The organism is Saccharothrix sabaoui (genome assembly GCF_051756985.1).
Taxonomy (GTDB): domain Bacteria; phylum Actinomycetota; class Actinomycetes; order Mycobacteriales; family Pseudonocardiaceae; genus Actinosynnema.
The window spans coordinates 1-13,362 of record NZ_JBPKJK010000045.1 but is presented as its reverse complement, the minus strand read 5'-3'; the positions used below and the strand labels follow the sequence as shown (position 1 = coordinate 13,362).

The following is a 13,362-nucleotide window of genomic DNA, read 5'->3' as shown; positions in this document are numbered from 1 at the left end:
CGTCCGGCCGAGGTCGGGAGGGGGTTCGCGCGCGAGGCGCGGGGTGTGATCTTCTGGTGTCCGGCGGTGCCGTTGAGCCCACAGCGCACTCGCGGTCGACCCCTGCCCCGAAGTGACGAACGGACACCGATGCCTCCCGAAGCGTTCGAGACCACGACCCGGCGCGACGCCGACGGCGGCACCGTCGTGCTGTCCGCGCGAGGACAGCTCGACATCGCCACCGTGCACCTGTTGCGTGACCCCGTGACGGCCGCCGTGGGCGACGGCGACGGCACCGTGGTGCTGGACCTCAGCGACGTCGACTTCTTCGCGTCGGTCGGCATCGACGTGCTGCTCCGGGCGCACGAGGCGACCCGCCGGGGCGGCGGCGCGCTGCGCGTGGTCGTGCCCCGCCTGATCCGCCGCACCCTGACCTCGGTCGGCCTGGCGCACGTGCTGGACCTGCACGACACGCTCGACGAAGCGCTGTCCGCCGCCTCCTGAGCCGGGAGCCCGGCTCCCGGGAGTCGCGACTCCCGGCCCGGGGGTCGGGCTCCCGCGTCGGGGTGAGGACGGGGCGACCACCGAGCCGATCGACCCGCCCCTGCTCAGGCTGGTCCGGCACTCCCGGCGCACCGAGCCGGCGGCCGGCCGCCCCCGGCCGCGAGCAGGCTCCCGCCGTTCGAGTTTCGGGCCGGGGTGATCGCGGCTAGCGTCGGGCGCATGCCGTCCGAGGATGACGACCTCACCCTGCTGGACGCCTACTGGCGTGCGGCCAACTACCTGTCCGTCGGGCAGATCTACCTGCTCGACAACCCGCTGCTGCGCGAACCGCTGCGCCCCGAGCACGTCAAGCCGAGGCTGCTCGGCCACTGGGGCACCACGCCCGGCCTGAACCTCGTCTACGCGCACGTGAACCGGGTGATCAGGCAGCGCGACCTCAACGCGCTCCACGTCACCGGTCCGGGGCACGGCGGGCCCGGCCTCGTCGCCAACGCCTACCTGGAGGGCACCTACAGCGAGGTGTACTCGCACGTCGGCGAGGACGTGGACGGCCTGCGCGCGCTGTTCCGCCAGTTCTCGTTCCCGGGCGGCATCCCGAGCCACGTGGCGCCCGAGACGCCCGGGTCGATCCACGAGGGCGGCGAGCTGGGCTACGCGCTGCTGCACGCCTACGGCGCGGTGTTCGACAACCCGGACCTGCTCGCGGTGTGCGTGGTCGGCGACGGCGAGGCGGAGACCGGCCCGCTGGCCGCGAGCTGGCACTCGAACAAGTTCCTCGACCCCCGGCGCGACGGCGTCGTGCTGCCCGTGCTGCACCTCAACGGCTACAAGATCGCCAACCCGACCGTGCTGGCGCGCATCCCGGACGACGAGCTGACCTCGCTGCTGCGCGGGTACGGGCACGAGCCGCACTTCGTCGTGGGCGACGAGCCGAAGGCCGTGCACGAGCAGCTCGCCGCCACCCTGGACACCGTGCTCGACCGGATCGCCGAGTGCAAGGAGAGCCGCACGCGCCCCGCGTGGCCGATGATCGTGCTGCGCACCCCCAAGGGTTGGACGGGGCCGCGCGAGGTGGACGGCGTGCGCGTCGAGGGCACGTTCCACGCGCACCAGGTGCCGCTGTCGGGCACCCGCGAGAACGCCGACCACCGGGCGCGGCTGGAGGAGTGGATGCGCTCCTACCGGCCCGAGGAGCTGTTCGACGAGAACGGCCGGCTGGTGCCCGAGCTGCGCGCGCTCGCGCCCGTCGGCGACCGGCGGATGAGCGCCAACCCGCACACCAACGGCGGCCGGCTGCTGCGCGACCTGCGGATGCCCGACTTCCGCGACCACGCCGTCGCCGTCGACCGGCCCGGCGTCGGCAGCAGCGAGGCGACGAAGGTGCTGGGGGAGTTCCTCCGCGAGGTCACCCGCCGCAACCCGACGAACTTCCTCGTCATGGGCCCGGACGAGGTGGCGTCCAACCGGTTGCAGGCGCTGTTCGACGTCACCGACCGGTCGTGGAACGCGGCCACCGAACCCGGCGACGAGCACCTCGCCCCGGACGGCCGGGTGTTCGAGGTGCTGTCCGAGCACCTGTGCCAGGGCTGGCTGGAGGGCTACCTGCTGACCGGCCGGCACGGCCTGTTCACCAGCTACGAGGCGTTCATCCACATCGTCGACTCGATGCTCAACCAGCACGCCAAGTGGCTCAAGACCACCCGCGGCATCCCGTGGCGCGCGCCGATCGCCTCGCTCAACTACCTGCTGTCCTCGCACGTGTGGCGGCAGGACCACAACGGCTTCTCGCACCAGGACCCGGGTTTCCTCGACCACGTGGTGAACAAGAAGGCCGAGATCGTCCGCGTCTACCTGCCGCCGGACACCAACACGCTGCTGTCGGTGGCCGACCACTGCCTGCGCAGCAGGCACTACGTGAACGTGGTCGTCGCCGGGAAGCAGCCCGCGCTGACCTACCTGAGCATGGACGAGGCCGTCGCGCACTGCGCCCGCGGCCTGGGCATCTGGGACTGGGCGGGCACCACCGACGGCGAACCGGACGTCGTGCTGGCCTGCGCGGGCGACATCCCGACCCTGGAGGCGCTGGCCGCGGCCAAGCTGCTGCGCGAGCACCTGCCGGAGCTGAAGGTGCGCGTGGTCAACGTGGTCGACCTCATGCGGCTGCAACCCGACACCGAGCACCCGCACGGCCTGTCCGACCGCGCGTTCGACGCCCTGTTCACCGTCGACAAGCCGGTGGTCTTCGCGTTCCACGGCTACCCGGCGCTCATCCACCGGCTCACCTACCGCCGCACCAACCACCGCAACCTGCACGTGCGGGGGTTCAAGGAGGAGGGCACCACCACCACGCCGTTCGACATGGTGATGCTCAACGACCTCGACCGCTTCCACCTGGTGATGGACGTGATCGACCGCGTGCCGGCGCTGGGCGGCGGGGCGGCGGTGCTGCGGCAGCGCATGGCCGACGCCCGGCTGGCCGCCCGCGAGCACACCCGCGAGCACGGTGAGGACGACCCGGCCATCGCCGGCTGGACGTGGGGCTGACGTGCGGGTCCTGGTCGTCAACGCGGGCTCGTCGAGCCTGAAGCTGCGGCTGCTCGGCCCCGGTGACGAGGTCGAGCGGACCGCGGACGTGCCGCCGGACGCGTCCCGGCTGGCTGCCGCGCTGGCGGGCTGGCCGGCGCCGGACGCCGTCGGTCACCGCGTCGTGCACGGCGGCACGCGGTTCACCGGGCCGGTCGTGGTGGACGGCGGCGTGCGCGCGGAGCTGGGGGAGCTGACCGCCCTCGCGCCCCTGCACCAGCCGAAGTCGCTGGCGGCCCTGGACGCGGTGGGGGAGCTGCACCCCGACGTGCCCGCCGTGGCGTGCTTCGACACGGCGTTCCACGCCGGCCTCCCCGCCGCCGCGTCGACCTACGCCGTGCCCCGCGAGTGGCGCGAGCGGTACGCGATCCGCCGCTACGGCTTCCACGGCCTGTCGCACGCCCACAGCGCCCGCCGGGTCGCCGAGCGGTTCGGGCCGGGGCTGCGCGTGGTGACGTGCCACCTGGGCGCGGGCGCGTCCCTGGCCGCCGTCGCCGACGGGCGCGGCGTCGACACCACGATGGGCTTCACCCCGCTGGAGGGCCTGGTCATGGCCACCCGGTCGGGCACCGTGGACCCCGGGCTGGTGCTGTGGCTGGAGGAGCACGAGGGGCTGTCGCCGCACGAGGTCGCCAGCGCGCTGGAGGAGCGCTCCGGCCTCACCGCCCTCGCCGGTACCGGCGACCTGCGCGAGATCGACGCCGCCGCGGCCTCGGGCGACCCGGACGCGGCGCTCGCCCTGGACGTCTACGTGCACCGGCTGGTGGCGGGGGTGGCGGCGATGACCGCGTCCCTGGGCGGCCTGGACGCCCTGGTCTTCACCGGCGGGGTGGGCGAGAACTCGGCGACGGTGCGGTGGCGCGCGGCCTCGCGGCTGGCGTTCCTCGGCGTGGTGGTCGACGCGGACCGCAACGCGTCGGTGGGCGGTGGTCCGGTGGGCGGTGGTCCGGTGGGCGGTGACGAGGAGCTGACGGCACCCTCGGCGTCCGCCCGGACCCTCGTGGTCACGGCCCGGGAGGACCTGGAGATCGCGCGCGGGGTGCGCGCGGCCCTGCGGTCCTGAACGCCGGGCGTCGCCGCTCGGCGACTGTGGTGGGCCGGTCGCCGATGCGGCCTTCGCCGGTGGGCGGGTGTCGGAGAGGCTGGTGCCGTCCCCTCCGGTCCCACCACGTGGAGCACGCACCGATGTCTTCAGCGATCGTCGGATCCGTCCGGAAGCACAAGAACACCAAGGTCGTGATCGTTCGCGAGAACGCCGACGGCCTCCTCATCGCTCCGCTCAGCGGGAGCAGGCCGCGGCGCGGCACCCGGCACGTCGAGGCGAGGACCTTCTGGGGCGACTACTGGATCCTGCTCGACCAGGTCGTGCCCGTCTCCGCCGCCGACCTGGACGGCACCTGGTACGGCCCGGAGAGGATCAAGTCGCAGCTGATGGCCGCTGTTCGCCGGGAACTGGACAAGCCGGCCGGCTGAGGGCGCACCGGGCGGCGTGTCGTTCCGCTTTCGGCATAAGGCTTTCCGCCGACGCCCCCCGCTCCGCTACGGTCGGGCCAAGACCTTGGACGGGGGGCGCCCATGGCCGACGACACGTTCATTCCACCGGGCGGTGCGGACCTGTTCCCGCCGCCGATCATCGGGTGGGTCACCAAACCGATGGTCGTGCTCGTGCTGTCGGTGGTGGTGATCGCGGCGTTCTTCCTCGTCGCGACCCGGAACCTCAAGCTCGTGCCGAGCAGGCTCCAGTTCGCCGCCGAGTCGGTGTACGACCTGGGCCGCGACACGATCGCCCGCGAGCAGATCGGCGCGGCCGACTTCCGACCGTTCGTGCCGTTCATCCTGTCGTTGTTCACCTTCGTGCTGGTGAACAACATCTTCGGCATCGTGCCGTTCGTGCAGTTCCCGACCATGGCGCACATCGGGTTCCCGGCGGCCCTGGCGCTGCTGGTGTTCCCGCTCTACCACGTCGTCGGCATCCGGCGGCACGGCCTGCGCGGGTACCTGCGCAACCAGTTCATCATCCCGGACGTGCCGAAACCCGTCCTGTGGGGCCTGCTCATCCCCACCGAGGTGATCCTGAAGTTCTTCTTCGACCCCGTGAACCTGGCGATCCGGGTGTTCGCCGCGATGTTCGCGGGCCACCTGCTGCTGATGGTGTTCACCCTGGGCGGCGAGTACCTGCTCCTCGAAGCCCCACCGCTGCTGAAGCCGCTGTCACTGCTCGGGTTCGCGCCGGCGATCGCGCTCACCGGCCTGGAGGCCCTGATCCAGGTGCTCCAGGCGTACATCTTCGCGACCCTGAGCGCCCACTTCATCGGCCGCGCCCTGGCGACCCACCACTGAGGTGCCGGCACCGGTGTCCCCGCGGGTCGGCCAGTAGGGTCGTCGCCATGTCGGTGGTTCGCTCGTTGGCGCTGTTCGCACTGGCCGCGCTGGCGGAGATCGGTGGGGCCTGGCTGGTGTGGCAGGGGGTCCGCGAGCACCGGGGGTTGTTGTGGATCGGCGCGGGGGTGGTGTCGCTCGGCCTGTACGGGTTCGTGGCGACCCTCCAGCCCGACGCGCACTTCGGGCGCATCCTGGCCGCGTACGGCGGGGTGTTCGTGGCCGGTTCGCTCGCCTGGGCGGTGGCGGTGGACCGGTTCCGGCCGGATCGCTGGGACTACCTGGGCGCGGCGATCTGCCTGGTCGGCGTGGCCGTGATCATGTACGCCCCGCGCGGCTGACGCGGGTGGAGGCGCCCGAGCGGTTGCGGGCGTCGTACCGGCGGGAACCGGGGTTGTCCTGGCTCGCCGCCCTGCCCGGGCCGGTCGCCGCGCAGGTCGAGCGGTGGTCGTCGACGGAGGACGGGCCGCCCGGCAGCGGCACGGCGGGGCTCGTGCCGCCCGTGCGCCCTGGACCTCGACCGGGCGCGGGCGGGCGCTAGCGGGGGTTGGCGCGGGGGCGGAGGCGGCCCGTCGGCATCGGCGGCGCGGGCAGGCGGTCGCCCGGGTAGCCGACGACCTCGCCGAACCGCTCGGTGCCCCGCTGCCACTCCTCGCGGTACGCGACCACCTCGTCGTGGGTGCGGCCCACGAAGTTCCACCACATCACCAGCTCCTCGCCGAACGGCTCGCCGCCCAGCAGGACGACGCGGGCCGGGGCGTCGCCCGGGTTGGCCACGACCAGCGAGCGCGGACCGGGGCCGACGTAGCCCAGGTCGCCGCGCGCGACCGCCGCGCCCGCCACCTCCACCGCGCCCAGGTCGACCAGCACGCCGTGCTCGTGCCCCGGGTCGACGTCGAGCTCCAGCCGCGCGCCCGGCTCCAGGACGAGTTCCGCGCCCAGCAGCGGGGTGAACGTGCGCACGGGGGACGTGCGGCCGAGCAGCGTGCCGAGGAACACCCGCGCCACGGCGCCGGCCACCGCGACCGGCTCGGGCACGTGGTGCTGGAAGTCGCGCGGCGCGTCGCGGTCCGCGTCGGGCAGCGCCACCCACAGCTGGACGCCGTGCAGGACGGTCGTCGTCGGCGTCGACACCTCGGAGTGGCAGATGCCGCGGCCCGCCGTCATCAGGTTCAGCTCGCCCGGCCGCACCAGCGCGTGCACGCCGAGGCTGTCGCGGTGCTCGATCTCGCCGCTGAACAGCCAGCTCGCCGTCTGGAGGCCGGTGTGCGGGTGCGGCGCGACGTCCATGCCGCCGCTGACCGACACGTCGTCGGGCCCGTAGTGGTCGGCGAAGCACCACGCGCCGATCATGGTCCGGGACCGCTGGGGCAGCGTGCGGCGCACGGTCATCGCGCGCGGGCCGCCCAGGGGGACCTCCCGGGCCGGGAGCACCTCGACCCCGCCGGACGTGGTGGTGCACACCAGCGCGGCGGGGTCGGCCTCGACGTTGCTCATGCGGTGGCCACCATGGGACCCATGGTAGGCGTCGTGCGAGGGGGCCTCACAGGGCGCGCCGGTACTCCTCCCACGTCACCTTGGGGACGGCCGGGCCGTCGTCCGCGCCGCGGTTGGCCAGGCCGTTGAGGCCCAGGTAGTAGTCGCCGGCCTGGTGCTGCGCGCCGCTCGACAGGTCCGGGTCGCTGATCGCGATGGCGTGGACGTGATAACCCCAGTCGCCCTGCTCCGGGGTGCGGACCCACGCCGCGAAACCGACCTGCCGCAACGCCCTCGCCACCGCCGTGCGGGTGGTCGCGGTCATGCCGGACACCGAGATGTCGAGCGCGCCGCCGCCGTCGTGCGTGCCGGCCGACCCGCCCACGCCGCCCGGGTTGTACGAGCCCTGCGTGATGCCGAGCGCGCGGCCGAGCAGCCGTTCCGCCTCGACCAGCATGGCCTTCGTGCGCGTGTTCATCGTGGCGCCCCGGTAGGTCACCCGGGACCCGGCGGACACCGACCGCGTCACGGTGTAGGTCGGCCCGACCTCGCCGAGCAGGCGCAACGAGGTGGGGCCGGGGAACCCGGAGGCGTCGATCCCGGTGTAGCCGAGCGACCGCTGGTAGGCCGCGTAGGCGTCGACCGTCCTGGTGCCGAAGTGCCCGTCGGCGTACGTCGGGGCCAGCAGCCCCTTCGCGACCAGCGCCCGTTCGACCAGCAGCACGCCGGCCCCGGCGCCCGGCGTGATCGCCGAGTCCGCCCGCCTCGGGTCGATCTGCGCGGCCTTCAGCACGGCCTCCATGTCGACCGACGCCGCCGCGACCCGTGCGCCCCGTTCGTCCTGTCCTGCCTGTCCGACCTGCTGGGCGGCGTTCGCGGGGGACGCCAGCCCCACCGCGAGCGCCATCGTCAGCACGACCTTCAACGGCCCCGTCGTGAACGACCCCATGCCCACCCCAGTTCGACGTCCGGACGACAACGCGGCCAGTCAAGCGCGAACCCGCCGCCCTTGGCAATGCTTGACAGCATGGCGTGGTAGTTGGTTGGACGTTGACGTAGATCGGGATTGTCGGTGGTCGCCGATACGTTGCCGCCATGAGGTCACAGGACGCCCACCCGAACCACCCGACCACCGGCGAAGCGGTCCCGCACGCGCCGGTCCCGCACGCGCCGGTCCCGCACGCGTCGGTCCCCGAGCCGCGGATCGCCCCCGGGCGGTGCGTGCGGTGGTTCCGCCGGCCCGAGCCCGCGGGGCCGGCGGGCCGCGCGCCGTCGCGCCCGGACCGCGGTCGACGGGGTCCGCGCCGGTGACCGGGAACGGACGGGGGCGTCGTCCGTCCGCTTCGGACCGGAGCTGTCAGTGGGCCCGGATTCCTTGTGCGCCATGAGGTTCACCGGCACACCCCCGCCGACGGTCGCGGGGCGCGCCGTCCCCGGCATCGGGGAGGTGGCCCGCGTCACCACCCCGCTCCACCGCGGCCCGGTGCGCCCGGGGTGCGCGACAGCCACGTCGGCGGCCCGTTCCTGTGGCCCGCCGGCGAACCGCGGTCGACGTGCTCGCCGTCCCGGCCCGGCGGACTCGGCGTTCGCCCCGCGGCCGTGCGTGCTCGTGCCGTGCGAGGTGGTCCAGCACCCGAGCCCGCGCGAGGTGCCGGAGGCCGTCGTCGATCCCGGTGACGTCACGGACGAGGTCGCCAACGGGTGGCAGACCGACGTCCAGGCGACGAAGGTCGGCGGCTGGGCGTTCTGGTGGCAGACGTCACCCGACATCGTCCACCTGGGCTGAACGCCTTCACGTGCTCGGCGGACCCCACCCACGCGCTGACGACGCACGTGGACCGGGCGGGCGCTCGTCCGGCGTTTTGTCGGTCCCGTCCGGACACTGGAGGGGTGAACGCCGAGACCCTCCCGCTCCTGCGGCCCACCCGCATCTACGTCGAGCCCGCCGCCGCCGAACTGCCGCGCGGCCGGGCCGTGCTGGAGCGCTTCCCGGACGCGGAACGGGTCGAGGTGGCGAGCCACTGGCAGATCCCCGAGCTGCACGGTGACGAGGCCAACGTGCGCCGGTGGGTGCGGATCAAGCGGGAGGCGCTGGTCCTGGGCGTGAAGAAGTCCCTGTCGGCGCGGCCCAACGGCCGGTCGGCGCACTTCATCGCCCCCTCCACCGCCAACGGCTGCGCGATGGCCTGCGCCTACTGCTACGTGCCCCGCCGCAAGGGCTACTCCAACCCGATCACGGTGTTCGCCAACATCGAGCAGATCACCGGCTACCTGGCCCGGCACGTGCGGCGGCAGGGGCCGATGACCACGCCGGACCAGGTCGACGACGCGGCGTGGGTCTACGACATCGGCGAGAACTCGGACTGCTCCGTCGACGCGCTGGTCAGCGACAACGTGCGCGACCTGGTCGAGCTGTTCCGCGACCTGCCGACCGCCAAGGCGTCCTTCGCCACCAAGCACGTCAACCGCGACCTGCTCACCTGGGACCCGCGCGGGCGGACCCGGGTGCGGTTCTCGCTCATGCCCGAGCGCACCGCGAAGCTGCTCGACATCCGCACCAGCCCGGTGGCCGAGCGGCTGGCCGCCCTGGACGACTTCGCCGCCGCCGGGTACGAGGTGCACGTCAACCTCAGCCCGGTCGTCGTCCACGACGGCTGGCTGGAGGACTGGCGCGAGCTGCTGGTGTCCCTGGGCGACGCGACCAGCCCGGCCACCCGCGACCGCCTGGCGGCCGAGGTCATCATGCTCACGCACAACCGGGCGCTGCACGAGGTCAACCTGGGCTGGCACCCGAAGGCCGAGGAGCTGCTGTGGCGGCCCGACCTCCAGGAGGCCAAGCGCAGCGAGGGCGGCGGCGTCAACGTCCGCTACCGCGCGGGCCTCAAGCGCCGCCTGCTGGACGACTTCCTCGCCGTGGTGGCCGAGCACGCCCCCTACCTGCGCGTCCGGTACGCCTTCTAGCGGCCCGGCGCCGGGCCGGTCGAGTCGCGGACCACCAGGGTGGTCGACAGCTCCAGGTGCAGCGCCTCGGGACGCTGGCCGTCCAGGACCCGCATGAGCTGGGTCACCGCGATGCGCCCCATCTCGCGCAGCGGCTGGCGGACCGTGGTCAGGGCGGGGCGGGTGGCGCGGCTGAGGTCGATGTCGTCGAAACCGGCGACCGACAGGTCCTCCGGCACCCGCAGCCCGCGGTCCAGGGCTGCGTGCAGGGCGCCCACGGCCAGCTTGTCGTTGAAGCAGACGATCGCGGTCGGCCGGGTGGGGCCGTCGAGCAGCTCGCCCGCCGCGCGCAGGCCCTCCGCGGCGGTCGGCTCCACGTGGTGGACGCGGTGCGGGGCGGGCAGCACGCCGACCCTGGCGAGCGCGGCGTGGTGGCCCGCCGTGCGCGCGTCGCCCGCCAGCCACTCCTCCGGGCCGGCGATGACGCCGATGTCCCGGTGCCCGAGGTCGACCAGGTGGGCGGCCAGGGCGCGGGCGCCGGAGAAGTGCGCGGCCGACACGGCGGCGACGTCCGGCGGCGGGGGCGTGCGGGGGTCGACCACGACGAACGGGAAACCCGTCCGCGCCAGCGCCACCAGCTCGTCGCCGTCCTCGGGCGGCAGGACCAGGACGGCCGCGCCCACGCCCGGTTCATCCGGCAGGCCGGGCAGCACGGCGTCGTGCTGGGACGCCTCGCCCGCGTCGAGCAGCACGCGGCAGCCGTGCAGGCGCAGCGCCTCGGCGACGGCCGACACGATCAGGCCGAAGTAGTCGGTCAGCTCGTACGGGCACCGCACGGCGACCGTGCGCGGGCCGACCTCGCGGGACTTGCGGCGCTCGACGGCCCGGAGCACCAGCTCACGGGTCCGCGGCGACACGTTGGCGTGGTCGTTGAGCACGCGGGACACCGTGGCGATCGAGACGCCGGTCTCCGCGGCGATGTCGCGGACCCTGGTGCGCCGCCGGTCGGTCTCCACGCCCTCACCCTACGCGTGACCTGCCTCTTGACGTCGAACCGGGCAACCGTGTTCCATCCCGGAACAACGTGTTTCACCCTGATTGATCACGTGTTACACACCGAGGTGGGTGGCTATGGGAACAACCGTGCGCGGGGTCGCGGCGGTCGCGCTGACGATTGCGCTGGCGATCACGCCGACCGCGACCGGAGCGGCGTCCGGGGCCGCGACCGGGACCGCGACCGCGACCGGGGCGCAGTCCGGCCAGGCGGGCGTGGCCGGCGTGGCGGATCGGGCGGCCGGGGCGGACCGGGCAGGGCAGGCGGACCGGGAGGGCGGTGAGCGCGGGGTGGCGGCGCGGGTGTGGGTGACCACGCCGGACCGCGCCGAGCTGCTCGCCGAACGCCCGCGCGTCCCGTTCGGCACGACGCCGTCCACCCACCCGACGATCGTGGTCGACCCGGACCGGACGTACCAGGCCGTGGACGGCTTCGGCGCGTCCATCACCGACTCGTCCGCCGCCGTGCTGCACGGCCTCGCGCCCGACGTGCGGGCCGGGACGATGCGCAAGCTGTTCGACCCGGTGCACGGCATCGGCGTGAGCTTCCTGCGCCAGCCGGTCGGCTCCTCGGACTTCACCGCCGAGGCCGAGCACTACACCTACGACGACGTGCCGCCCGGCGAGACGGACTTCGGGCTGCGCCGCTTCAGCGTCGACCGCGACCGGGCGGTGGTCCTGCCGCTGCTGCGCGAGGCCAAGCGCCTCAACCCGGCGCTCAAGGTCATGGCGACCCCGTGGAGCCCGCCCGCGTGGATGAAGACCACCGACTCGCTCGTCGGCGGCCGGCTCAAGGACGACCCGCGCGTCTACGACGCCTACGCCCGGTACCTGGTGAAGTTCGTCCAGGCGTACACCGCGGCCGGCGTGCCGATCGACTTCCTGTCCGTGCAGAACGAGCCGCAGAACCGCACGCCCGACGCCTACCCCGGCACGGACATGCCCGTCGCGCAGCAGCTCGAGGTGATCGAGGCGCTGGGGCCCAAGCTCAGGCTCGCCAGCCCGCGCACGAAGATCCTGGCCTACGACCACAACTGGGCCACCCATCCGAACGACGCCGCGACCACCCCACCCGGCTCCGACCCGGAGACCGACTACCCGTACCAGGTGCTGGGCAGCCGGGCCGCGCGCTGGGTCGCCGGCACCGCGTACCACTGCTACTACGGTGACCCGAGCGCCCAGACCGCGCTGCACGACGCGTTCCCGGACAAGGGCATCTGGTTCACCGAGTGCTCCGGCTCGAAGGGCGAGACCGACCCGCCCGCCAAGGTCTTCCGCGACACGCTCACCTGGCACGCCCGCAACGTCGTGCTCGGCACCACCCGCAACTGGGCGCGCAGCGCGGTCAACTGGAACATCGCCCTGGACAGCACGGGCGGCCCGCACAACGGCGGCTGCGCCACCTGCACCGGCCTGGTCACGGTCCAGCCGGACGGCAGCGTCACCACCGACGCCGAGTACTACACGATCGGCCACCTGTCGAAGTTCGTGAAGCCCGGCGCGAAGCGCGTCGCGAGCACGTCGTTCGGCACCACCGGCTGGAACGGGCAGGTCATGGACGTGGCCTTCCGCAACCCCGACGGCTCCACCGCCCTGGTCGTGCACAACCAGAACGACGACCCGCGCACGTTCGCGGTCAACGTCGGCGACCGCACGTTCGAGCACACCCTGCCCGGCGGCGCGCTGGCGACCTTCACCTGGCCGCGCAGCCCCGCGCTCACGGGCCGGTACGACCCCGTGCCGCTGGACGGCGCCACCGCCACCGCGTCGACCGGCGCGGACGCCCGCCTCGCGGTGGACGACGACGCCTCGACCCGCTGGAGCACCGGCGCCGCGCAGGTCCCGGGCCAGTACCTCCAGGTGGACCTGGGGGAGCGGGAGAGGTTCCGCCGGGTGGCGATCGACAGCGGCGGCAACCTCGGCGACTACGCGCGCGGCTACGAGCTGTCGGTCAGCGACGACGGCACGAGGTGGCGCACCCTGGCCACCGGGACCGGCGTCGGGCAGCTGACGACCGCGGACGTGCCGACCACCCGGGCCCGGTACCTGCGCGTCACCGCGACCGCCGCGTCCGGCAGCTGGTGGAGCGTCGCGGACGTCCGGCTGTACCGCTGACCCGACACCGCCGATCCGACACCGCCGATCCGGTACCACCGACCCGGTACCACCGACCCGGTACCGGGCGCTGTCGGGCGATCACCGCGCGCGGTGTGCCAGGCTGGTCCGGTGGCTGACGTGCGGATCGTGCACCTGAGCGGGCCGGTGTTCCGCGCCCTCGTGGACGGCGACCTGGAGGCGGCCAACGCGCTGAGCCCCGTGCCGCTGACGCCGCCCTTCGCGGGCGAGGAGTGGCGGGGCGTGTGGCGGATGCGCCTGGCCCAGGCCGAGGACGACCCGACCTCCGCCGACTGGACCACCGGCGTGATCTGGGACGAGGAGCTGCGCATC

The 13,362-nt window shown here is 73.9% G+C and carries 13 protein-coding genes and 1 pseudogene; 11 read left to right on the top strand and 3 right to left on the bottom strand.

The window, feature by feature from the left end:
- The first annotated feature begins 129 nt into the window (after positions 1 to 129).
- From ACR807_RS16280 to ACR807_RS16250, 7 genes are all read left to right on the top strand, one after another.
- Entirely contained in the window at positions 130 to 483 is a 354-nt protein-coding gene (locus ACR807_RS16280) for an anti-sigma factor antagonist (RefSeq protein WP_438922158.1), read from the top strand.
- Positions 484 to 678: 195 nt separating this feature from the next.
- The gene (locus ACR807_RS16275) at positions 679 to 3,027 is read left to right on the top strand and encodes a phosphoketolase family protein (RefSeq protein ID WP_438922157.1); all 2,349 of its coding nucleotides are present in this window, start codon (positions 679 to 681) and stop codon (positions 3,025 to 3,027) included.
- Between the two features lies 1 nt (position 3,028).
- Positions 3,029 to 4,129, top strand: coding sequence for an acetate/propionate family kinase (locus ACR807_RS16270; protein WP_438922156.1), 1,101 nt, complete (start codon positions 3,029 to 3,031; stop codon positions 4,127 to 4,129).
- A gap of 173 nt (positions 4,130 to 4,302) precedes the next feature.
- The gene (locus ACR807_RS16265) at positions 4,303 to 4,539 is read left to right on the top strand and encodes a hypothetical protein (protein ID WP_438922155.1); all 237 of its coding nucleotides are present in this window, start codon (positions 4,303 to 4,305) and stop codon (positions 4,537 to 4,539) included.
- A gap of 102 nt (positions 4,540 to 4,641) precedes the next feature.
- On the top strand, positions 4,642 to 5,406 hold the full coding sequence (gene atpB / locus ACR807_RS16260; RefSeq protein WP_438922154.1) for a F0F1 ATP synthase subunit A: 765 nt from the start codon (positions 4,642 to 4,644) through the stop codon (positions 5,404 to 5,406).
- 47 nt (positions 5,407 to 5,453) lie between these two features.
- Positions 5,454 to 5,786 (top strand): YnfA family protein, encoded by a 333-nt coding sequence (locus ACR807_RS16255; RefSeq protein WP_438922153.1) that lies wholly within the window; start codon positions 5,454 to 5,456, stop codon positions 5,784 to 5,786.
- A gap of 5 nt (positions 5,787 to 5,791) precedes the next feature.
- A complete protein-coding gene (locus ACR807_RS16250) occupies positions 5,792 to 5,986 on the top strand; it encodes a hypothetical protein (protein ID WP_438922152.1) in 195 nt (64 codons plus the stop codon).
- Here ACR807_RS16250 and ACR807_RS16245 read toward each other — a convergent pair.
- On the bottom strand, positions 5,983 to 6,942 hold the full coding sequence (locus ACR807_RS16245; RefSeq protein ID WP_438922151.1) for a pirin family protein: 960 nt from the start codon (positions 6,940 to 6,942) through the stop codon (positions 5,983 to 5,985). The genes ACR807_RS16250 and ACR807_RS16245 overlap by 4 nt on opposite strands.
- Before the next feature lie 46 nt (positions 6,943 to 6,988).
- Complete coding sequence (locus ACR807_RS16240; RefSeq protein ID WP_438922150.1) at positions 6,989 to 7,870, bottom strand: peptidoglycan-binding domain-containing protein; 882 nt, start codon at positions 7,868 to 7,870, stop codon at positions 6,989 to 6,991.
- 435 nt (positions 7,871 to 8,305) lie between these two features.
- Between ACR807_RS16240 and ACR807_RS16235 the strand changes: the two genes are divergently transcribed.
- Together ACR807_RS16235 and ACR807_RS16230 are read left to right on the top strand one after the other, a co-directional pair.
- On the top strand, positions 8,306 to 8,707 hold the full coding sequence (locus tag ACR807_RS16235; protein ID WP_438922149.1) for a hypothetical protein: 402 nt from the start codon (positions 8,306 to 8,308) through the stop codon (positions 8,705 to 8,707).
- 104 nt (positions 8,708 to 8,811) lie between these two features.
- Positions 8,812 to 9,882 carry a spore photoproduct lyase family protein gene (locus tag ACR807_RS16230; RefSeq protein WP_438922148.1) on the top strand — a complete coding sequence of 357 codons (1,071 nt, stop codon included), beginning with the start codon at positions 8,812 to 8,814 and terminating at the stop codon, positions 9,880 to 9,882.
- Here the strand turns inward: ACR807_RS16230 and ACR807_RS16225 are convergent.
- On the bottom strand, positions 9,879 to 10,877 hold the full coding sequence (locus ACR807_RS16225) for a LacI family DNA-binding transcriptional regulator (protein WP_438922147.1): 999 nt from the start codon (positions 10,875 to 10,877) through the stop codon (positions 9,879 to 9,881). The two genes, ACR807_RS16230 and ACR807_RS16225, sit on opposite strands and share 4 nt — an antisense overlap.
- 115 nt (positions 10,878 to 10,992) lie before the next feature.
- Between ACR807_RS16225 and ACR807_RS16220 the strand changes: the two genes are divergently transcribed.
- Both ACR807_RS16220 and ACR807_RS16215 read left to right on the top strand, forming a co-directional pair.
- On the top strand, positions 10,993 to 13,029 hold the full coding sequence (locus tag ACR807_RS16220) for a discoidin domain-containing protein (RefSeq protein WP_438922146.1): 2,037 nt from the start codon (positions 10,993 to 10,995) through the stop codon (positions 13,027 to 13,029).
- A gap of 111 nt (positions 13,030 to 13,140) precedes the next feature.
- Positions 13,141 to 13,362: pseudogene (locus ACR807_RS16215) on the top strand (GNAT family N-acetyltransferase); the annotation flags it as partial.

Coding starts and splice junctions, on each gene's coding strand:
- ACR807_RS16280 (WP_438922158.1), top strand. CDS start 130: ATGCCTCCCGAAGCGTTCGAGACCACGACCCGGCGCGACGCCGACGGC.
- atpB (WP_438922154.1), top strand. CDS start 4,642: ATGGCCGACGACACGTTCATTCCACCGGGCGGTGCGGACCTGTTCCCG.
- ACR807_RS16255 (WP_438922153.1), top strand. CDS start 5,454: ATGTCGGTGGTTCGCTCGTTGGCGCTGTTCGCACTGGCCGCGCTGGCG.
- ACR807_RS16245 (WP_438922151.1), bottom strand. CDS start 6,942: ATGAGCAACGTCGAGGCCGACCCCGCCGCGCTGGTGTGCACCACCACG.
- ACR807_RS16240 (WP_438922150.1), bottom strand. CDS start 7,870: ATGGGGTCGTTCACGACGGGGCCGTTGAAGGTCGTGCTGACGATGGCG.
- ACR807_RS16235 (WP_438922149.1), top strand. CDS start 8,306: ATGAGGTTCACCGGCACACCCCCGCCGACGGTCGCGGGGCGCGCCGTC.
- ACR807_RS16220 (WP_438922146.1), top strand. CDS start 10,993: ATGGGAACAACCGTGCGCGGGGTCGCGGCGGTCGCGCTGACGATTGCG.